Origin of the sequence: Hwanghaeella sp. (assembly GCF_965227365.1) — a bacterium.
Classification (GTDB): Bacteria; Pseudomonadota; Alphaproteobacteria; order UBA8366; family Aestuariispiraceae; genus Hwanghaeella.
Window position 1 is genome coordinate 2,776,387 of record NZ_OZ245754.1, and the last position, 19,717, is coordinate 2,796,103.

Below are 19,717 nucleotides of genomic sequence, written 5' to 3' on the forward strand. Positions count from 1 at the left end.
ATGCGCCGCCGCGCCGCCGTGTTTATCGCAGCCGTAATCTTCGCGCTGTCGGGGCTTATAGGGCATCCGGCGCGTGCGAAGGACCTGCATCTGATGGCGGCGGCCAGCCTGCAACCGGTTCTCACTGAATTCATCCAGACACTTGGCGGGGAGATCGGCGGGAATAGGATCGTTCCTATCTTCGCCAGCAGCGGGACGCTGGCGCGCCAGATCGCCCAAGGCGCCCCCGCGGCTTTGTTCATCTCCGCCAATCCACGCTGGGCCGACTGGCTGATCGGGGAAATGGATATCGACAAGGAACGGGCGGCGGACCTGCTGGCCAATCGACTGGTTCTGGTCGTACCCGCGGGCGCATCGTCAGCCCTCACCCTCAAGGACTTTCCGCCGGATGGACGTCTTATGCTGGGCGACCCGGCCCATGTTCCCGCTGGCCAATATGCCAAGCAAGCTCTCGAGAACCTGAAACTCCTGGACAAACTGACACCGCTCCTCGTTTTCGGGTCCAATGTCAGGACGGCCGTCGCATTCGTAGAACGCGGTGAGGTCGATGGCGCGATCGTCTATCGCAGCGATGCCGTCGGGTCCGATCGTTTACGCATTGCCGAGGAGATCAATCCAGGCCTTCACTCCGCTATCGTCTATCGCAGCGTTCTGCTGTCCGACGCGGCGCGGGACTTGTTGAACGCCTTGCAGAGCGGGGACGCCACCGCCATGTTTCGTCGCTACGGTTTTGAGCCGCTTGCCGCGGGACAGTGACGTAAGGACGAGAACGGGTGACGGATCTGTTATCACCGGCTGAGTGGGAGGCATTGGCCCTCAGCCTGCGCGTTGCCTTCGTCTCCATGCTCGGCTGCTTACCCATCGCTCTGGCGTTGGCCTTCCTGCTGGCGCGTTATCGATTTCCCGGCAAGGCCCTTCTGGACGGTTTCATTCATCTTCCCCTCGTGGTGCCCCCGGTGGTGGTCGGCTATTTGCTGCTGGTGCTGTTAGGCCGAAAGGGGATCCTCGGCGCGTGGCTCCACGACGTTTTCGGAATCAGCATCGCTTTCACCTGGAAAGGTGCCGCGGTCGCCGCCGCCGTCATGGCCCTTCCGCTCGCCGTTCGGGCCATGCGGCTGGCGATCGAAAGCGTCGACCGTGGTCTTGAGGATGCCGCCAGGACACTTGGCGCCCAACCCTTGCGCGTCTTCGCGACGGTCACCATGCCGTTGATTTCTCCCGGCATTCTGGTTGGCGCGCTGCTGGCCTTCGCCCGTGCGCTGGGAGAATTCGGTGCAACGATAACCTTCGTCTCCAACATTCCGGGGGAGACCCAGACAATACCGCTCGCTCTTTATTCGCAGATCCAGACACCGGGCGGGGAAGCCGCGGCGGCACGGTTGGCCGTGATTTCGATCGCAGTCGCATTGGTCGCCATGATTGCGTCCGAATACATGGCCAGGCGGATCCGTCGCTCGATCGGGAGCGCGGAATGATAGAGCTTCGCGCGAAAAAGGATTTCCCGACCTTCTCGATCGATGTGGATATCGGCATCGATGAAGACGAAGCGGGCATCGTGGCCCTGTTCGGCCGATCCGGCTGCGGCAAAACAAGCATCATCAACATGATCGCCGGCCTCTTGAAGCCCGATACGGGTCGGGTCTCTATCGATGGCCGGGTCCTGTTCGACAGCGCAGCCGGCATCGATATGCCGCCCCACAAACGCGGTATCGGATATGTGTTTCAGGACTCACGCCTGTTCCCGCATATGACCGTGAAGTCGAACCTGCTCTATGGAGCGGGACGCGAATCCGAGACACGCTTTACGTTGGAACAGATCACCGACCTACTCGATATCGGTCACCTGTTGAACCGGCGTCCCCGGGAATTGTCCGGCGGCGAAAGACAGCGCATCTCAATCGGGCGGACCATTTTGTCGAACCCGCAAATCCTGCTGATGGACGAGCCGTTGGCCTCGCTCGATGGGGCGCGCAAGGCGGAGATTCTGCCGTTCATCCAGCGACTGCGGGATGAGCTCGGGCTGCCGATCATCTATGTCAGCCATTCGCTGGAGGAAGTCGTGCGGCTTGCGGATGTCATGGTGCTGATCGACGACGGACATGTCGCGGCGAGCGGCGATGTCGGCGCAATCACGAGCAGGCTCGATCTGTACCCGCTGACCGGCCGTTACGAAGCGGGCTCCGTCCTGGCGGCCACCGTCAAGCTGCAGGACGACACCTATGGCCTGACGGTTCTTGATACACCAGGCGGCGACATCCGGGTTCCACAACTCTCCCTTCCCGTCGGCAAAGCTTTGAGACTGAGGATACGGGCGCGGGATGTTGCCCTCGCCATCGAAAAACCTTCCGGGACGAGTTTCCAGAACATCTTGAACGGCACTGTCCGCGAAATCGGCGAGCGTATTCATGGCCGGGGGGACGCGGCCGCCGATGCGATGGTGGAAGTCTCCGTCGACATAGGGGCGCCGCTGCGCGTGAGGATCACGCGTAAATCGCTCGACGAATTGCAGTTGCGGATCGGGTCACCGGTCTTTGCCCTGATCAAGGCCGTCGCCATCGACAAACACACTTTGGGGCGCGGTGCGGGGTCCGAACATGCCGCCCGCTACACGTGACCGTTGAAGAATGAGAAACCCAAATGCCCCCAGGAATTCACCTACCGTGACCACGACTGATTGGAAGATCGAACCCGTTGTCGATTGGCTACTGACCGACGGCCGCAAATGCCAGGACCTGGAAAGCATTGCGTCCGGTCTTGCCGGTGCGCTTGTGGCCACCGGCGCCCCGATCATGCGGATGGTGATGACGTTCCGCACCCTTCACCCGCAATTCGCCGCCGAACGTGTGCTTTGGGAACGCGGCGAAGGCATGATCTCCCACAGACGATCGGATCACGGCATCTGGAACACGGACGCCTACAAGGGCAGTCCGATCGAGATCATCGTCAAGACAGGCGAACCTTTTCACCGCAAACTGAAGCATCTGGACAAGGATCGGGACCACCCGGTTCTGTTCGAACTCGCGGCTTCCGGCGTCACCGATTATTACGGCTTGGCCATCCCTTTCACCTTTCATCGTCAAAGCACGTTCCTGGTCAATACGGACATACCGGATGGTTTCACGGAAACCGATATCGCAAAATTCAATCGCATCGTCTTGCATCTGGCCCCCATCGTAGAAGTCCTCGTGACACACAATATCGCGGTCGGCCTGTTGGATACCTATCTGGGGCCACGGACAGGCAAGAAGGTTTTTGCAGGCTTGATAAAGCGCGGTGATGGCGAGGAAATCGACGCCGCCCTGTGGTTCAGCGACTTACGCGAATTCACGCGACTGACGGAATCGCTGCCCCCAGCAGACGTTCTCGACCTGTTGAACGCCTATTTCGAACACGTCCACACCGCCGTAACCGTCTATGGCGGGGAAATCCTGCGCTTCATCGGCGACGCCATGCTGATCGTCTTTCCCGTAGACGAGGACAAGGAGATCGAGGCGGCTCGGCGGGATGCATGCCGCGCAGCGCTCGACGCCGCCGTCGACGCCTTCTCCAGTCTGGCCGTGTTGAACCGCCTTCGCGAGCGGGAGGGGAAGCCCGCGATTCGATTCGGCGTCGGTCTGCATTTCGGGCATGTGATCTACGGCAATGTGGGCGCGCCGGGACGGCTGGACTTCACCGTCATGGGGCCGGCGGTGAACCGGACCGCAAGGCTGGAATCCTTGACGAAGGACCTGGAAATCCCACTGCTGCTTTCGCAGGAAATGGGTTTAATCGCCGCCGTGCCGGTCACCCCAAGAGGCGAGCACATGTTGAAAGGCGTTGCCGTTCCCCAATCCGTCGTCAGCTATACCGCCTTTGACGAGGCGTTCGACATCGACGCGCCGTAGAGACAAGCCGCTTCAGAGCGTTGCGGCCTCCTTGCCCAGGACGGCAACCCGGAAACGATCCTTCAGGTAGGCACCGTCCTTTGGCGGAAGGCTGAACTCATGGGCTTCCGCGCGGATCTTGATGACGTCGAAACTGGGGCCTTGATGGTTGTGGACGCGGTCGAGGACCGCATCCACCCCGGCTTCGTCCACCACCGTGGAAACCGTCTCGATGCCTAGACCAGCTGCCGCCGCCGCCAGGTCCGCGCCGGCCGCGGTATGTGTCGTCTGCATCCCGGTTTCACCGAAACGCTCATTATCCAGCACGACAATGGCAAGATTTTGCGGTTTCTTGACCGCGACCGTCGCCAAGCTGCCGACGCCCATCAGCATTTCACCATCGCCCGTCAGCACCAGGACGCGCCGCTTCGGCTGCGCCTGCGCGAGGCCCAGCCCGATCATCACCGCGCCGCCCATCGCCCCCCAGAGCGGGAAATTACAGTCATGGTCGCCGGCCGCCGTGATATCCCAGGCACAGGCGCCGAGCCCCGCGACCACCAACAGATCGCCGCGGTCCGCCAACAACCTGTTCACTACCGCACGCCGGTGCAGAGGAAAGGACTCTCCCCATTTTCCGTCCATTGATGTCATCTTGTCCCCCTCCCTCACTTGCCGAAGCTCTTGCTGCCGACCAGGCGCTGGCTCAATAGCACCGCGACGGGCTTCTGGGAATTGTAGGTCAGCCGGGCCGCCTGGGCCGCGGTCGGACCGACTTCGTCTGCCTGATCCACTTCATAGACAAGGACGCCCGCTTGCCGGAGGATTTCCGGGATAGCCTGTCCCATCGGAACCTGCCAGGGGTTGAACTCGCCCCACTGGCCTCGCATGGTCACAAGCATCAACAACGGCATGCGGCAGCTGGCGTTCATTGACAACATATTGATGCAATTGCCGACCCCGCTGGACTGCATCAGCAGAGCTGCGCGATCGCCGCCCAGCCAAGCACCCGCCCCCAGAGCGACGCCTTCCTCTTCCGTGGTCAGGACCGTCGCATCGATTTCATTCTCTTCGATACAGGCTTTGATCAGCTTGCTGTGTCCGGCATCCGGCACATACCCAACCTGTCTGACATCGGCCTCCTTCAAGACCGTGAACAAATCCTTCCACCACTCGCTCATCCAGCGTCTCCTGCTTGGGCGTCTTTCTTGTTCGAGCTTCTACTGGGCGCTTAATCCGCCATCCAGGACCATTTCCGCCCCGGTCACAAAACTAGATTCGTCCGAAGCCAGGTATACCGCCATGGCGGCCACGTCTTCCGGCTGGCCAATCCGACCAATCGGAATCTGTTCGACAAGTGCGGCTCGGGTCCTCTCCGGGTTGCGGGTGTTGGCGACGAAATCGTCGACCATCGGCGTTTGAACGAAAGTCGGATGGATCGAATTACAGCGAACACCCGTGCCTTTCCGCGCGCAATGCAGGGCGACGGACTTGGTCAACAGTCTGACGCCACCCTTGCTTGCGTTGTAGGCAGCCAGATTCGCACCTCCGATTATTCCGCTGACGGAAGAGAGATTGATGATGGACCCACCGCCCGCGCGTTCGATCGGCGCGATGCCGTGCTTGCAGCCCAGGAATACGCCATCCAGGTTGACCGCCATCATGCGGCGCCAGTCTTCCAGGCTCGTGTTCTCCACATCCAAGAAGAAGGCGATCCCCGCTGAATTGACCAGAGTGTGAAGCGTGCCGAGCCATTCCTCGGCCTGCTGCAGGACCGAGATCCACTCATCCTCCCGCGTGACGTCGAGTTTCAGGAAATGCACCCGGTCGCCCAATGTATCGGCGACCCGTTTACCCTTCTCCTTGTCGAGATCGGCGATTACTACGCGCGCGCCTTCCTTCAAGAAAGCCTCCGCGCAACCGAATCCCAGGCCGGAGGCCCCACCTGTAATGAATGTTCCCTTGCCGGAAAGCCGCATATTCCCCCCTTTCCGCCGTCTGCGCAGCTATGTCAGCGGAATCTTAAGAAATTGCTTACCGATACCGCGTATATAGGCAAAACAAGGCACGATTTGGCCAGTCTAGGCAATTTGCAGGATTGCCCCGTTGCGGTGCGAGACGCATACTGTTGCATCGCAAACATAAATAATTCGGCGGGATATTAGATGCTTTATTACATGCATGAGATGCAGCGTATGATGATGGCGCCGAGCCGTATTCTGGCCCAAGGCGCCCGCTTGGCGATGCGCAACCCCATGAATCCGTTAGCCTATACCAATGCAGGCCGGACAATGATGTCCGCCGCCGACCTTTATGAGCATTTGACCCGCCGTTTCGGCAAACCCGACTGGGAACTGGACACGACTGTCATCGACGGCAAAGAGGTCGAGGTCGAATACGAAACGATTGTGCATCGCACTTTCTGCCATCTGGTGCATTTCAAGCGGAAATTGGCGCGCAAACGTAACGATCCGAAGCTATTGATCGTCGCGCCGCTGAGCGGCCACTACGCCACCCTGTTGCGCGGCACAGTGGAGGAAATGATCCCGGATCATGAGGTCTATATCACCGATTGGCAGGATCCACGGATGATTCCGGTGACGGAAGACAAATTCAATCTGAATGACTACATCGATTACTTGATTGATTTTCTTCATGTTTTGGGACCGAACACGCATATGATCGCGGTCTGTCAACCGGCCGTACCGTCGCTTGCGGCGACGGCGATCATGTCCGGTTGGGGCGACCTCTGCGCCCCGTCCACGCTGACCATGATGGGCGGCCCGATCGACACCCGCGAATCGCCGACCGCCGTGAACCAATTGGCCAAGGAACATTCGATCGAATGGTTCGAGCGAAATGTCATCGTCGACGTTCCCTTCCCCTATCCGGGCGCGATGCGGAAGGTCTATCCGGGCTTCATACAGTTGACGAACTTCATCTCCATGAACCTGGACCGCCACATGGCGTCGTATCATGAGCTGTTCGATCATCTCGTGCAGGGCGACGACGACGCGGCCGAGAAGAAGATCGCCTTCTATGAAGAATACCGGGCCGTGATGGACCTGCCGGCGGAGTATTATCTGCAGACCGTGAAAACCGTGTTCCAGGACCATGCCTTGCCGAAGGGCGAGATGGTCGCCCGCTGGCATCCGGTCGACGTAACAAAAATCGATCGGACGGCACTGCTCTGCGTCGAAGGCGAATTGGACGATATTTCAGGTGTTGGCCAGACCAAGGCGGCATTGAAGCTGGCGACCGGCCTTTCCGATGACAAAAAACTGTATCACCTTCAAAAGGACGCCGGGCACTACGGCATTTTCAACGGCAGCAAGTGGCGGAACCAGATTGCACCTGTCGTGAAAAAGTGGATTCGCACCCATGACCTGGATTTGCAGGCCAAGAAACAGGTGAAAACTGCCGCCTAGATCCTGCTGCGGTTCCGTTGTAGAGCATCGAGCCGGCGCGACCTGTTCCGCCGGCTCAATACTTTACAGAACCGGCTTGGGCCGATACACCGCGCGACATCCTTTCGAAATTCTACATATTGAGGCGCGTATCCTGTCATGAGTTTGAGCAGACGCTCCCACCTCCGCGCGTTAGAAGCGGAAAGCATCCATATTCTCCGCGAGGTCGCGGCCGAATTTCGCAACCCGGTCATGATGTATTCCATCGGCAAGGACTCGTCGGTGATGCTGCATCTGGCGATGAAGGCATTTCAGCCGGGCCGCCCTCCCTTCCCGCTTTTGCATGTGGACACGACTTGGAAATTCCGTGAGATGATCGCCTTCCGCGATCAACGCGCGGCGGAACTGGGCGTGGATCTGATTGTTCATACCAACCAGGATGGCGTTCGAGACAACGTGAATCCGTTCACACATGGATCCGCCCTTTATACCGACGTGATGAAGACGGAAGCGCTCAAACAGGCGCTCTCCCACTACAAATTCGACTGCGCCATCGGCGGTGCCCGCCGGGACGAAGAAAAGTCCCGGGCGAAGGAGCGCATCATGTCCTTCCGCACCTCGACCCATCGTTGGGACCCGAAGAACCAGCGCCCGGAGCTTTGGAGTCTCTACAACTGCCGGATCAAAACGGGCGAGAGCGTGCGCGCCTTCCCGATCTCCAATTGGACGGAACTCGATATCTGGGAATATATCCTGATGGAGGAAATCCCGATCGTGCCGCTCTATTTCTCTGGCAAAAGGCCGGTTGTCGAGCGGAACGGTCAGTTGATAATGGTCGACGACGACCGCCTGCCGTTGGAACCCGGTGAAACCGTTCAGGAAAAGAGTGTTCGGTTCCGCACATTGGGCTGCTACCCTCTGACCGCCGCAGTCGAGAGCGAAGCCACCACGCTGCAGGAAATCGTCGCCGAGACCCTGATCGCCCGGACCTCGGAACGTCAGGGCCGAATTATCGACCACGACCAGTCCGGCAGCATGGAAAAGAAAAAGCAGGAGGGATATTTCTGATGGACGCCCTCCAAACCACGGATATCGACGCCTATCTGCGCGAGCAGAGTGAAAAGCCGATGCTGCGCTTCATCACCTGCGGCAGCGTGGACGACGGCAAGAGCACCCTAATCGGGCGTCTGCTTTACGATTCCAAGCTGATCTTCGAAGATCAGCTCGCCTCTCTCGAAAGCGACAGTCGCAAGGTCGGCACGGTCGAGAACGGCATCGACTTCGCCTTGCTGGTGGACGGGTTACAGGCCGAGCGCGAGCAGGGTATCACGATCGACGTCGCCTATCGGTTTTTTGCGACCGATGCCCGCAAGTTCATTGTCGCGGACGCACCCGGGCACGAACAATACACCCGCAACATGGCGACCGGGGCCTCGAATGTCGACGTCGCGGTCATTCTTGCAGATGCGCGCAAGGGCGTTCTGACTCAAACCAAGCGTCACAGTTTCATCGCCCATCTGGTTGGCATCAAGGATGTGATCCTGGCCGTCAACAAAATGGATCTGGTCGACTATTCACAGGATCGGTTTGAAGAGATCGCCGCCGAGTACAGGGCGTTCGCGAGCGAGGTGGGCATACAGAACGTCATTGCCGTTCCGCTCTCCGCCCTAAAAGGTGACAATGTGCTGGAAAGCGGCGAGGCCATGCCCTGGTACGACGGGCCAACATTGCTCGGAGCGCTGGAAGGTATCACCGTAACGGGCGCACCGCAGGATGCGCCGTTCCGGCTGCCGGTCCAGTGGGTCAACCGTCCGAACCTGAACTTCCGGGGTTTCAGCGGAACGATCGCGGGCGGCCAGATCGCTGTCGGAAATGAAATAGCCGTCATGCCCTCCGGCCGGACCTCGACCGTAACTGGCATTCTGGACCAGGATGGTGACGCCGAGACCGCGGAAGCCGGCGAAGCGGTCACCATCACATTGGCCGACGAAATCGACATCAGCCGGGGTGACGTGATCTGCGCGGCGGACAACCCTGCCCAGATCACAGACCAATTCGCCGCCCATCTCATCTGGATGACGGACGAAAAGATGTATCCCGGCCGTCAGTATCTGATGAAGATCGGTTCGGCGACGGTCAGCGCGACGGTCACGGAAATCAAACATGCGATCAACGTGAACTCGCTGGAGCATAATTCCGCGAAGCAACTCGATCTGAACACGGTCGCCTTCTGTAACTTCTCGCTGGATCGGGCGATCGCCTACGATCCCTATGCGGAAAACCAGCGGACCGGGGCCTTCATTCTGATCGACCGGTTCAATAACCAGACCGTCGGGGCCGGCATGATCTCATTCGGTCTGCGCCGCGCCACCAATCTGGTCTGGCAGGAACTGGATATCGACAAGGCCGAGCGCGCCCGCATGAAGGGGCAAACGCCGGGCATCCTTTGGTTCACCGGACTGTCCGGCGCCGGCAAGTCGACCGTCGCGAACCTGGTGGAAAAACGCCTGCATTCTCTGGGCAAGCACACCTATATTCTGGACGGCGACAATGTTCGCCACGGCCTGAATCGAGACCTGGGCTTCACCGATGCCGACCGCGTGGAAAACATCCGTCGGGTAGGAGAAACCGCGAAGCTCTTCGTCGATGCGGGCATGATCGTCGTCGTCTCCTTCATTTCACCGTTCCGCAGCGAGCGGACCATGGTGCGGCAGATGGTGGAGGACAGCGAGTTCCTGGAAGTCTTCGTGGACGCCCCGCTGGAAGTCTGCGAAACCCGCGACCCGAAAGGCCTTTACGCCAAGGCGCGGGAAGGCTCGATCAAGAACTTCACCGGCATCGACAGTCCTTATGAACCGCCGGAAAACCCGGAATTGCACCTGATGACGGGGGATTTATCGCCCGAACAGGCCGCCGAGAAGGTCATCGAGGCAATGCGCGACAAGGGGATGATCTAACGGTCATCCCGCCCGCCTGGCTACATCCAATCCCGCCAGTCGTCCGAGCGTTACGGCCGTCAGCAATCCATTGCCGGACAGGTAACCGCTGACATCCGGGCCGGATACGCCACAGGCAGCTCCCCCTCCCGCATAGATGTTGGGCAGTGGGGCGTCGCTGCCGGCTTTAAGCACCCGGGCCGCCCCATCGACACGCAGCCCACCCTGTGTGTGGAAGAGCGCGCCCGAAACCTTCACGGCATGGAACGGCGCCTCCAATCCGGGTTTCGACAAAAAATCCCGCCCGAACCGGTCGATACCGCTCTCATGGGTTTCGGCGATGGCAGCCGAGAGAGCTACAGCATCGACCCCAATCCGACGCGCCAGTTCCGCCGCACTTTCGGCGTTCACCACGGCGCCTTGCGCGACCGCGTTGCGGTAATCTTCGAATTCAAGACCGAGTTTGTGAATGCGTGCATCGTAGACATCCCAAACGACGCGGCCCGGCTGCGCCAACACGGCAACGCTCTGCTCGGAATACCCCTGGTGTTCGTTGGAAAACCGGACCCCATCCGTGTTCACCTGGATGCCGCCTTCCATCATCAGCGCCCAAGTAATCAGGATGCCATGCGGTTGGGCGACAGAGCCGTGCCCCTGATACGCGGTCATATGTTTTGTCTGCCCGCCTAAAGCGAGGCCCCACTGCACCGCGTCGCCCTGGTTTCCGACATGGCCGAAGTATTCCGCATCGGCCATGTCCGGGACATGCTCGGCGACCATCGCCTTGTTGCCGCCGAAACCATTGCAAGCCAGGATCAGATAATTGCAGCCGATATCCTCGACCGCGCCGTCGGGTCGTGTGATGCGCACGCCATGAACGCACCCCTCGCCGTCGGCGAAGAGGTCCGTGACCTGCGCTTCCGTCACGATGTCCACGCCAAGGCGTCCCGCAGCGGAGAGAAGCATGCCCATCAGCGCTTCACCGGTTCGGTTCGGCGGCGCATGCATGCGCTCCACACTATGCCCAGGGTAAAGAAACCCCGTCACCAAAGGCAGGTCTATTTCCGGCAGACCGTCGAGCCAATCGACGGTCTGGCCCGCCGCGCCAGTCACCGCTTTGGTGATGACCGGGTCGGCCCTGCCTTTGGCCTTTGTCTGTATGTCTTGCGCCATTAGGTCCGGCGTATCCGAGACACCGGCCTGTTGCTGCCGCACCGTGCCCGCCGCCGGTATCATCCCCGAGGAAAGTGCCGTCGAACCGCTGGGCGAGGCATCGCGTTCGAGAACGAGTACATCCAGCCCCGCTTCCCTGACTGTCAGTGCCGCGGTCAAACCGCAAGCCCCCGCCCCTATGATCACAACCGGTGCGGCGACTGCGAAAGTGGCTTCCTCTGGCGCTAGAATGGTCATGGCTATGCGTTGAGGTCCGACAGGACCTGCCCAACCGTGGAAATTTCCGCAACGCTTCGAAGGGCATCGATATTGGTGTCGTGAACCGCGGCATCGAAGGCGGCACATCCATCAGAAAGGACCGTAACGTGGAAGTCACGGACATGCGCATCACGGACCGTCGAGGCCACGCCGCCATTCGTTACGATGCCACCGACGACCAGACTGTCGATCCCGGCCTTGCGCAACACCCATTCCAGGCGGCTCATGTAGAAGGCGGAGAAGGCAACCTTTTCGACCTGAATATCGGCCAGGCCAAGCTCATCAAGCAGCCCCTGGCCCCAGCCGCCCGGAAGGAAATCCCCTTTGCGCAGGAACGGACGCAGGCGCTTGAGGTGGTCGGAAATCATCGGTTCGCCTCCTTTGCCTGGCACGAGCGTGAAATGGGTCGAGACCACCCAACCGCCCGCATTCCGGAAGGCATCGGCCAGCGGCGCCAGTCGTGCCGGCAGGGCCGCGATTGCATCCGAATTTGCGCCGCCGCGCGCATAGGCACCATTGGGATGAATGAAATCGTTCTGCAGATCCACCAGCAGCAGGGCGGTCTTTTCAATGGCACTGGCGTCCATGCCTGCCTCCCTCGGCACTATTGCCGTTCGATGATCAGGTTTCCATATCTATCAACCGAGCCCGCGAGATCCGCATCGACGAAGATCGTGGTATCCGCCTGCTCCAGCAGGGCCGGTCCTTCAAACCGGGCGCCTAGAGGCAACGCCATCCGGTCATAGATCGTCGTATCCTGCCAACCGCCCTCCTGCCAAACGCTCCGCGTTCCCAACACCGCGTCTTCAACCTGTCCCTCCGCCGACGGCGCCAGCAGAGCGAGATCGAATTTTGGACGCCGCCCTACCACGGCAACGCGCAAGTTCATGACCTGCATCGGAATACCATCCAGCAGGCGGCCGAAAGCCGCTTTGTAAGCGTCTTCGAAGGATGTCTTGATCAAATCGCGGGAGAGCCCCGTTCCGTCACGCCCGACCGTCAACGCCACAGGAACGGTGACAGTATGGGTCTGCCCCACATAGAGCATGTCGAATTCGACAATATGGTCGATCCGCTCAAAGCCGACCCCAGCCTCGCCCAACATTGTTTCGCTGTGACGAACGATTTCCAGGATTTGCGCGTCGACGGTTTCCACCGACAGAGCATCGAGGCGCGTATTCACAGTCTGCACCCGGTCGTGGCGCATATCGGCAATGACGCAGCCGAGCGCGCTCGTCACGCCCGGGTAGCGCGGCACCAGCGCGCTGGCCAACCCGACCTCCTTGATCAGCGCGCCCGCATGCAGCGATCCGCCGCCGCCGAAGGGCATGGCTGAGAAGCGCTTCGGGTCGTGGCCCCGTTCGATGGAAACAAGCCGGATCGCCCCCGCCATGCGCGCATTGGCGACTCTAACAATGGCTTCCGCCGCCTCCATGGTGTCGAGCCCGAGCGGCTTGGCGATATGCTTTTCGATCGCCTGTTTCGCGGCTTCCACGTCAAGGCGCGACAGCTTGCCGCCGATCGGGCGGTCCGCGTTGATCCGTCCCATGACGACATTTGCATCGGTCACGGTCGGCCGGTCGTTCCCCAACCCGTAACATACCGGCCCCGGATCAGAACCAGCACTTTCCGGTCCGACCTGCAGCAATCCGCCGCGATCAACCCAAGCAATCGATCCACCGCCCGCCCCGATGGTCGTAATCTCAATCATCGGGGTGCGAACGATCATGCCAAAATCGATACTGGTCTGGGCCGCCAGCGCGCTCTGCCCGTCCGCCACCAGGGAAACGTCGAAACTTGTGCCGCCCATATCGCAGGTGATGACATTCGGGAAACCGGCGCTTTCGGCAATATACCCGGCAGCGATCACACCGGCGGCCGGGCCGGACAGGGCTGTACGGACCGGCAGTGCGCGCGCCGTGGCGACGGACATGACCCCGCCATTCGATTGCACGATCAACACTTCACCACCGAACCCGCCTTCCCGCAGACCGGATTCCAGACGCTCCAGATAGGATCCGACCAGCGGCTGCAGATAGGCGTTCAGCGATGCAGTGGACCCGCGTTCGAATTCGCGGATTTCCGGCAGGATCTCGCTCGCAACGGAGATATGCTCGTTTGGCCAGACCTGTTTCGCTGCTTCCAGCGCTTTTCTCTCGTTTTCAGGATTGGCATAGCCGTTGATGAAAAAGATGCACAGTGCTTGCGCGCCGCGCTCCAGCAAGGTCTGCGCTGCTTCGCGGACCTGTTCCGGGTCCAAGCTCTCCACAACCGTCCCATCGGCCAGAACGCGCTCGTCGACTTCCAACCGCAGATCCCGCGGCACAATGGGATCGAAATGTCCCCATAGCCCCCATGTCTTCGGCCGGTCCCGGCGGCGCATTTCCAACACGTCGCGAAACCCGAGAGTCGTGATCAAGCCGGTGCGGACGCCCTTGCGTTCCAACAAGGCATTCGTCCCGACAGTCGTACCGTGCACGATTGTTCCGACCTGTCCCAAATCGGGAATTCGGCTGGTAATGCCTTCGCGAATGCCGATCGATTGATCGCCCCGTGTCGAAGGAACCTTGGCGACATCGCAGGTGCCATCGGCCTCGTTCAGGAAGAAAACATCGGTAAAGGTGCCGCCGACATCAACGCCGACAATGATGCGGTTGGACGGGTTACTCATTGATTCCCAATCTCCTGTCGCAGGATGATCGTCCCCGCCGTATCGAGATTTCCGATTTGGTCGACGATGCAGGCATAGCGATCGCGTGCCGCCTCGCTGCTCACATAGCCGAGACGCACATCCTCCGCGACCCGTTCAGGATCCCGTTCGGTCGGATTGCCGTATCCACCGCCCCCCGGTGTTTCCAGCCGCACCTTTTGTCCTTGTCTCAACTTGATCCCCACCATTTTGGAGATCATCGGCGGTTCGTGGCGACCGTCGTCCTGCTCGTAGGTGAAACGGTTGAAGGCGGCCTGTTCACCGCCGAGAACCCCGGGCGGCGCATATTTGCCGCGTTCCCCGAACAGAAAGACATCCGCTTGTTTCTCAAGCAATTTGATCTCATAGATCGCTCCATTCCCGCCGCGTTGCGTGCCGGGCCCGCCGCTATCCGGCCGCAGGGCCCATTGTGTAAACTGGACCGGATAGGCCGCTTCCAGGATCTCGAGCGGCGGGATCGTCGCGGTGGAGATCGGCGCATTGCCGTGGTTGAGGCCATCGCCTTCGGGATTGCCGCCATGACCGCCGCCAAAGAAGGAAAACATCACCCAACGCCGGCCGTCAGCGCGATGTCCCGCGAGAGACAAGGCATTGATCGTGCCATAGGCGCAGCCATTCACCATGTCGGGCGCGGCCTGGGACAAGGCGACGAATATGACGTCGATCACGCGCAGAATGGTTTCCGTATAACCGCCGACCGGCTTCGGCGCACCGACACTGAGCAGGCTCTGTTCCGGAATATTGAAATCGATCGGCTCCAATACACCGGCATTCGCGGGAACGTCGCGGAAGACATGTTTCAAGGCCACATAGCACGAGGCGATCGCGGTTGACCGTGAGATATTAACCGGGCCGGCGCAAGCGTCGGACGTTCGGGCAAAATCCAACATCATCCGGTCGCCGTCGATCTTGATGTCCAGCCCGATCCGCAACGGGGTATCGGTTATGCCGTCATTGTCCAGGAAATCATCGGCGGAATAGGTGCCGTCCGGCAGATCGGCGATGAAGCTTCGCATCAACTGCCCCGCCCGCGCCTTCAACTCGGCCAATCCGCTTGCCACCGTCTCGGCGCCGTAGTCGTCCAGCAAGGCGTTCAAACGCTGCTCACCGAGTTCAAGGGCATTGATCTGTCCGTTCAAGTCGCCGTACAGGCTGCCCGGGAGGCGGGAATTGGATTTCAGGATCTCGACGATATCCGGGCGAAACTCACCCTTGTCGTAAAGCTTCACCGGGGGGATCAGCATCCCTTCCTGAAAACATTCGGTGGCGACCGGGTTATAGTTGCCGGGCACGTTCCCGCCGACATCGTGCCAATGCCCGACCGATGCCAGATAGCAGAAGAGTTCACCGTCGCGGAAAAATGGCCGGACCAGCTTGAAATCAGAAAGGTGGGTACCGCCCTCATAGGGATCGTTGAAGATGTAGACATCGCCGGGTGCCACCCCACTGGTCTTGGCGGCCCGGTCGATGACCGCCTTCACCGCAAAGGACATGGCGCCGACGAAGACCGGCAGTCCCGACTTGCCCTGCACCAGGGTCTCCCCGGTTTCGGCATGATAGAGACCGTGGCTCGCATCATGCGCTTCGGCAATGATGGGATTGAAGGCACTGCGGAACAGCGTTGCGTCCATCTCGTCGGCGATCTGTTCCAAGCGTCCTTTGAGGACCGCCAGCGTCACCGGGTCCAACTGCTGCATATCGGACTTTCCCGTATCCGGACTCATTCCTGGTTCTCCGCATCGTACTGCTGGCCGCTGGCAAGGATCCGATCCGTTCCCAGAACCGCGTTCAGTTCGGTGAAATCGAGCATCCGGTCACGGAAAGGCGCGGTCGTGCCGTGTTGCTTCAGACTGGCAAAATACTCCGCACCGGCCTTCGCCAAGGCACGGGCGAGACCGCCCGGGAAGATCGCGATGGAAAACCCGAGTTGCTGCAGTTGGGCGGCGTCATGCAGCGGTGTCTGCCCGCCCTCCACCATATTCGCCAACAAGGGGAACCGGCCGCCGAAGCGGTCAATCACAGCCTGAATCTCCGCCGTGGTCCGGGGCGCTTCGACGAAAAGTATGTCCGCGCCCGCTCCACCATAGGCTTCCGCGCGATCAAGCGCCGGATCAAATCCTTCCACCGCGATGGCATCCGTACGGGCGACGATCAGCGTTCCGGAATTAACCCTGGCATCGACCGCCGCCTTGATCTTTCCGACCATCTCCGCGGTAGAAACGAGCGACTTGCCCTTCAGATGACCGCAACGCTTGGGCATTGCCTGATCCTCCAACTGGATCGCGGTCGCGCCCGCTCTTTCCAGCACACGGACGGTTCGCTGTACATTGATGGCATTGCCGAAACCGGTATCCGCATCGACCACGAGAGGAAGGTCGACTCGCTCACGGATATGGCCGACCACGGAGGCAACTTCCTCCATACCGACGAGACCGATATCCGGGCGCCCCAAACGCGTATAGGCAATAGAAGCGCCCGAAACGTAAAGCGCCTCGAAACCGGCCTGCTCAGCCAGCATGGCGCTGAACGCATCGAACACGCCGGGGGTCAGCAACAGGTCCGGCTTTTCCAGCCGTGCCTTCAAGTCCGTTTGTTCGGTCATGCGGCACCTTTGATCTTCTGTTCCAGATAGGGGACCAGGCCGCCCGCCCCGACGATGTTGAGCAGATGGTCCGGGACAGGCTCCGTGGCGATCACGGTCCCTTGGGTTAGATTTTCGATCCTGCCCGCAGCGGGATCGACTTTCAGATCGTCACCTTTGGCGATTGTATCGGCCTGATCCGACACCAGCGCGAGAAGGCCGAGATTGAAGGCATTGCGGTAGAAGATGCCGCCGAAACTTTTCGCGACAACCGCCCGTACGCCCAATATTCGCAATACCTGGGCAGCCTGTTCGCGGCTGGATCCCATGCCGAAATTCCTGCCGCCCACGACAACATCGCCGGGCTTTACCGTATTCGCGAAATCGGGGTCTATCGCCTCCAGGCAGTGTTCCGCCATCGTCTCGACCGACCCTTTCATAAAGGCACCGGGCGCCAGCAAGTCGGTATCGACATTGTCGCCGTACACCCAGGCACTGCCGGATAGCGACATCGTGTTGCTCATGCCGCTCCCTCCGACAAGAACTCACGCGGATCGGCGATCCGACCCTCGACCGCCGACGCGGCGACAGTGAAGGGCGAACCCAGATACACCTGGGAGGACTTGGCACCCATACGGCCCTTGAAATTGCGAGCGGTGGAGGAAATGCAAACCTCCCCTTCCGCCAACACACCCGCGCCATAACCGGCGCAGGCCCCACAACCCGACGGAAGCAGGATGGCGCCCGCCGCCGTCAATGAAGCGAGCGTCCCGTCCGCAGCGGCTTCGGCGGTGATCTGCGTGGATGCCGGCGCGACGAAAAGCCGTGTTCCGGCGGCGACCTTGCGCCCTTTTAACACGCGGGCCGCCATCCGCAGGTCGTTCAGCTTCGCCCCTGTGCAAGCGCCGATGTAACACTGGTCGATCTTGACCTTGTCCGCCTCCTGCACTGGTCCGCTATTAGCGGGACTGTGCGGTGCGGCCACTTGCGGGTCCAGCGCCGACGCGTCGAATTTGTGCTCCACCCGGCACGGCGCGTCTGGGTCGCCCTGCACACCGATGAAGTCGCCCGCTCCGCCGCCCGCCTGCCGGATATACTCGGCGGTCGTTTGATCCCCGGCGATCAAACCGGTTTGCGCGCCGAGTTCTGCAGCCATGTTGGACATGGTCATGCGTTCGGTCATGGACAAACCGGCTATGGTGGAACCGCAATATTCCACTGCCTGATAATCCCCGCCGTCCATACCGAGCGTGGCGCAGAGTTTCAGCATCATGTCCTTGGCGCTCACGCCGTCTGGAAGGTCCCCGTCCCACCTCAACCGGATCGTCTCCGGCACCCGGATCCAGGTCTCGCCTGTGACGAGAACACCCGCCATGTCGGTGGCCCCGACACCGAACATATAGGCCCCGAAAGCCCCACCGGTCGGCGAATGACTATCCCCGCCGACAACGAACAGACCTGGCCGCAAATGCCCTCGTTCCGGCAGGACGACATGACAGATGCCTTGCTGATCGTAGAAATTTTCGATGTCTTGGTCCCGCACCCAATCGCGCGTCAGCTTGAGAATCGCCGCGCTTTCCGCATCGAAGGCGGGAACATAATGGTCGGAGACTACGACGACCCGCTTCGGATCCCAGACACCGACGCCTAATCGCTCCAAAATCGGTTTGACCCGACGAGGACCGCCGCTGTCATGGATCATCGCAAGATCGACCTTGCAGGTCACAATTTCACCGGACCGTACGGAATCCACGCCGGCCGCGCGCGCAATGATCTTTTCCGCCAGTGTCTGTCGCGTCGCGGTCATGCCAGTTTGTATCCGGTTGATTTCGGCGACCATGAATTGGCCCCCGCGGCAGAGACCCGCGACAGGCTCATCTGATAACAATAACTATCCGGCCTATAGAGGGCCGTGATGAATTCCACCGGTCGCCGCTCCGAATCGAAAACCGTCCGGGAGACCTTCAGCAAGGCGGAACCGACATCCAGATCGAGCGCCGCGGCAACATTATGATCCGCAAGGGTCGCCGTGATGGTTTGGGAAGCGGAGGCGACACGAACCCCTGCATCTTCCAACAGGGCAAGCAAGGGTTTGCCGAGCATATCATCGGGTCCGAAGGATCGGCCCAAATCAGCAGGTACGTAAGTGGTGAGGTGCGAGAAAGGGACTCCGTCCTTGCTTCGGGTCCGAACCGCCCGCTGAACCTGCGCGCCCAGGTCGAGGTGCAGTGCCGCGGCGGCCTCGGGCGGGGCCGGGACATAGGCGAAATCCAGCAGGCGGACCTGGGTCTCATAACCCATCGACAGAAGGTCTTCCAACTGCCCTTCGACGGCAGCGCTGATGGCGGGCCCTTTGCCTTCATGCGTCACCGTCGTGCCGCGTCCACGCTCCCGCATGACAAGACCATCGGACGCGAGCTCATCCAACGCCCTTTTTACAGTGATCCGGGAAACGCCATAATAATCCGCCAGATCAAACTCACCCGGCAGCACCGTTCCGTGCGGATACTCGGCGCTGAGAATCTTATCGCGCAGGATCAAATAGATCTGGTGGTAGAGGGGAGAGCGCAGTGCCGCACTGGCACTCTTGCCGCCGAGGGCATCGACCGGTAGCGGCATTACCTGCCCGCCCGATCCTAACGGGTCGCGTACCCGACTTCTCTCGGCACTGTCGTTTCCGCTCACGGATCCACCCTGTTTGAAAACTTCAATCATCTATTGACATAACGATATATCATTATCAATCTTGTTTTCACGGCGCAAGCTTGTGAGAGGCGTGAAGATGTTCACCG

General features: G+C 60.4%; 18 protein-coding genes. 7 read left to right on the forward strand and 11 right to left on the reverse strand.

From position 1 onward, the window contains the following. From modA to ACQK2G_RS12670, 4 genes are read left to right on the forward strand one after another with little or no spacing between them, the layout of a single operon-like run. Window positions 1-756, forward strand: coding sequence for a molybdate ABC transporter substrate-binding protein (gene modA / locus ACQK2G_RS12655; protein ID WP_425405394.1), 756 nt, complete (start codon window positions 1-3; stop codon window positions 754-756). Between the two features lie 17 nt (window positions 757-773). Next, a complete protein-coding gene (gene modB, locus ACQK2G_RS12660) occupies window positions 774-1,475 on the forward strand; it encodes a molybdate ABC transporter permease subunit (protein WP_425405395.1) in 702 nt (233 codons plus the stop codon). Then, window positions 1,472-2,614 carry a molybdenum ABC transporter ATP-binding protein gene (modC, locus tag ACQK2G_RS12665; RefSeq protein WP_425405396.1) on the forward strand — a complete coding sequence of 381 codons (1,143 nt, stop codon included), beginning with the start codon at window positions 1,472-1,474 and terminating at the stop codon, window positions 2,612-2,614. Before modB ends, modC begins: the two co-directional genes overlap by 4 nt. Window positions 2,615-2,660: 46 nt before the next feature. Then, complete coding sequence (locus ACQK2G_RS12670) at window positions 2,661-3,884, forward strand: adenylate/guanylate cyclase domain-containing protein (RefSeq protein WP_425405397.1); 1,224 nt, start codon at window positions 2,661-2,663, stop codon at window positions 3,882-3,884. A gap of 12 nt (window positions 3,885-3,896) precedes the next feature. On the opposite strand, the gene ACQK2G_RS12675 is transcribed toward ACQK2G_RS12670, so the two are convergent. The 3 genes from ACQK2G_RS12675 to ACQK2G_RS12685 are packed head-to-tail and all read right to left on the reverse strand — an operon-like array spanning window position 3,897 to window position 5,839. Then, window positions 3,897-4,514 carry a thiamine pyrophosphate-dependent enzyme gene (locus tag ACQK2G_RS12675; RefSeq protein ID WP_425405398.1) on the reverse strand — a complete coding sequence of 206 codons (618 nt, stop codon included), beginning with the start codon at window positions 4,512-4,514 and terminating at the stop codon, window positions 3,897-3,899. 14 nt (window positions 4,515-4,528) lie between these two features. Beyond that, window positions 4,529-5,041 carry a thiamine pyrophosphate-binding protein gene (locus ACQK2G_RS12680; protein WP_425405399.1) on the reverse strand — a complete coding sequence of 171 codons (513 nt, stop codon included), beginning with the start codon at window positions 5,039-5,041 and terminating at the stop codon, window positions 4,529-4,531. 39 nt (window positions 5,042-5,080) lie between these two features. Further along, window positions 5,081-5,839, reverse strand: coding sequence for a glucose 1-dehydrogenase (locus ACQK2G_RS12685; protein ID WP_425405400.1), 759 nt, complete (start codon window positions 5,837-5,839; stop codon window positions 5,081-5,083). Between the two features lie 186 nt (window positions 5,840-6,025). Between ACQK2G_RS12685 and ACQK2G_RS12690 the strand changes: the two genes are divergently transcribed. The 3 genes from ACQK2G_RS12690 to cysN all read left to right on the forward strand — a co-directional run bounded on the left by ACQK2G_RS12690 (window position 6,026) and on the right by cysN (window position 10,224). Beyond that, window positions 6,026-7,288, forward strand: coding sequence for a polyhydroxyalkanoate depolymerase (locus ACQK2G_RS12690; RefSeq protein WP_425405401.1), 1,263 nt, complete (start codon window positions 6,026-6,028; stop codon window positions 7,286-7,288). A 138-nt stretch (window positions 7,289-7,426) separates the two neighbouring features. Then, window positions 7,427-8,335, forward strand: a complete 909-nt coding sequence (cysD, locus tag ACQK2G_RS12695) for a sulfate adenylyltransferase subunit CysD (RefSeq protein WP_425405402.1) — start codon at window positions 7,427-7,429, stop codon at window positions 8,333-8,335. Continuing rightward, the gene (cysN, locus tag ACQK2G_RS12700) at window positions 8,335-10,224 is read left to right on the forward strand and encodes a sulfate adenylyltransferase subunit CysN (protein WP_425405403.1); all 1,890 of its coding nucleotides are present in this window, start codon (window positions 8,335-8,337) and stop codon (window positions 10,222-10,224) included. Before cysD ends, cysN begins: the two co-directional genes overlap by 1 nt. A 3-nt stretch (window positions 10,225-10,227) precedes the next feature. Here the strand turns inward: cysN and ACQK2G_RS12705 are convergent, their stop codons facing one another. From ACQK2G_RS12705 to ACQK2G_RS12740, 8 genes are read right to left on the reverse strand one after another with little or no spacing between them, the layout of a single operon-like run. Further along, window positions 10,228-11,613 (reverse strand): FAD-dependent oxidoreductase, encoded by a 1,386-nt coding sequence (locus ACQK2G_RS12705; RefSeq protein ID WP_425405404.1) that lies wholly within the window; start codon window positions 11,611-11,613, stop codon window positions 10,228-10,230. A 2-nt stretch (window positions 11,614-11,615) separates the two neighbouring features. Next, window positions 11,616-12,221, reverse strand: a complete 606-nt coding sequence (locus tag ACQK2G_RS12710) for a cysteine hydrolase family protein (RefSeq protein ID WP_425405405.1) — start codon at window positions 12,219-12,221, stop codon at window positions 11,616-11,618. Window positions 12,222-12,238: 17 nt separating this feature from the next. Further along, window positions 12,239-14,305: a hydantoinase/oxoprolinase family protein gene (locus ACQK2G_RS12715; protein ID WP_425405406.1), complete on the reverse strand. Its 2,067-nt coding sequence runs from the start codon at window positions 14,303-14,305 to the stop codon at window positions 12,239-12,241. Further along, on the reverse strand, window positions 14,302-16,068 hold the full coding sequence (locus ACQK2G_RS12720) for a hydantoinase B/oxoprolinase family protein (RefSeq protein ID WP_425405407.1): 1,767 nt from the start codon (window positions 16,066-16,068) through the stop codon (window positions 14,302-14,304). Before ACQK2G_RS12720 ends, ACQK2G_RS12715 begins: the two co-directional genes overlap by 4 nt. Beyond that, on the reverse strand, window positions 16,065-16,946 hold the full coding sequence (locus tag ACQK2G_RS12725; RefSeq protein ID WP_425405408.1) for an isocitrate lyase/PEP mutase family protein: 882 nt from the start codon (window positions 16,944-16,946) through the stop codon (window positions 16,065-16,067). The genes ACQK2G_RS12720 and ACQK2G_RS12725 overlap by 4 nt, the downstream gene beginning before the upstream one ends. After that, a complete protein-coding gene (locus ACQK2G_RS12730; protein ID WP_425405409.1) occupies window positions 16,943-17,449 on the reverse strand; it encodes a 3-isopropylmalate dehydratase in 507 nt (168 codons plus the stop codon). Before ACQK2G_RS12730 ends, ACQK2G_RS12725 begins: the two co-directional genes overlap by 4 nt. Then, a complete protein-coding gene (locus tag ACQK2G_RS12735; RefSeq protein ID WP_425405410.1) occupies window positions 17,446-18,732 on the reverse strand; it encodes a 3-isopropylmalate dehydratase large subunit in 1,287 nt (428 codons plus the stop codon). Before ACQK2G_RS12735 ends, ACQK2G_RS12730 begins: the two co-directional genes overlap by 4 nt. Next, complete coding sequence (locus tag ACQK2G_RS12740; protein ID WP_425405411.1) at window positions 18,729-19,610, reverse strand: GntR family transcriptional regulator; 882 nt, start codon at window positions 19,608-19,610, stop codon at window positions 18,729-18,731. The genes ACQK2G_RS12735 and ACQK2G_RS12740 overlap by 4 nt, the downstream gene beginning before the upstream one ends. Between the last annotated feature and the right edge of the window lie 107 nt (window positions 19,611-19,717).

What these genes read in the sequence shown, in the direction of transcription:
- modA (WP_425405394.1), top strand. Translation starts at nt 1, where the DNA reads ATGCGCCGCCGCGCCGCCGTGTTTATCGCAGCCGTAATCTTCGCGCTG.
- ACQK2G_RS12720 (WP_425405407.1), bottom strand. Translation starts at nt 16,068, where the DNA reads ATGAGTCCGGATACGGGAAAGTCCGATATGCAGCAGTTGGACCCGGTG.
- modC (WP_425405396.1), top strand. Translation starts at nt 1,472, where the DNA reads ATGATAGAGCTTCGCGCGAAAAAGGATTTCCCGACCTTCTCGATCGAT.
- ACQK2G_RS12715 (WP_425405406.1), bottom strand. Translation starts at nt 14,305, where the DNA reads ATGAGTAACCCGTCCAACCGCATCATTGTCGGCGTTGATGTCGGCGGC.
- ACQK2G_RS12730 (WP_425405409.1), bottom strand. Translation starts at nt 17,449, where the DNA reads ATGAGCAACACGATGTCGCTATCCGGCAGTGCCTGGGTGTACGGCGAC.
- ACQK2G_RS12675 (WP_425405398.1), bottom strand. Translation starts at nt 4,514, where the DNA reads ATGACATCAATGGACGGAAAATGGGGAGAGTCCTTTCCTCTGCACCGG.
- cysN (WP_425405403.1), top strand. Translation starts at nt 8,335, where the DNA reads ATGGACGCCCTCCAAACCACGGATATCGACGCCTATCTGCGCGAGCAG.
- ACQK2G_RS12680 (WP_425405399.1), bottom strand. Translation starts at nt 5,041, where the DNA reads ATGAGCGAGTGGTGGAAGGATTTGTTCACGGTCTTGAAGGAGGCCGAT.
- ACQK2G_RS12705 (WP_425405404.1), bottom strand. Translation starts at nt 11,613, where the DNA reads ATGACCATTCTAGCGCCAGAGGAAGCCACTTTCGCAGTCGCCGCACCG.
- ACQK2G_RS12725 (WP_425405408.1), bottom strand. Translation starts at nt 16,946, where the DNA reads ATGACCGAACAAACGGACTTGAAGGCACGGCTGGAAAAGCCGGACCTG.
- cysD (WP_425405402.1), top strand. Translation starts at nt 7,427, where the DNA reads ATGAGTTTGAGCAGACGCTCCCACCTCCGCGCGTTAGAAGCGGAAAGC.
- ACQK2G_RS12710 (WP_425405405.1), bottom strand. Translation starts at nt 12,221, where the DNA reads ATGGACGCCAGTGCCATTGAAAAGACCGCCCTGCTGCTGGTGGATCTG.
- ACQK2G_RS12690 (WP_425405401.1), top strand. Translation starts at nt 6,026, where the DNA reads ATGCTTTATTACATGCATGAGATGCAGCGTATGATGATGGCGCCGAGC.
- ACQK2G_RS12735 (WP_425405410.1), bottom strand. Translation starts at nt 18,732, where the DNA reads ATGACCGCGACGCGACAGACACTGGCGGAAAAGATCATTGCGCGCGCG.
- ACQK2G_RS12685 (WP_425405400.1), bottom strand. Translation starts at nt 5,839, where the DNA reads ATGCGGCTTTCCGGCAAGGGAACATTCATTACAGGTGGGGCCTCCGGC.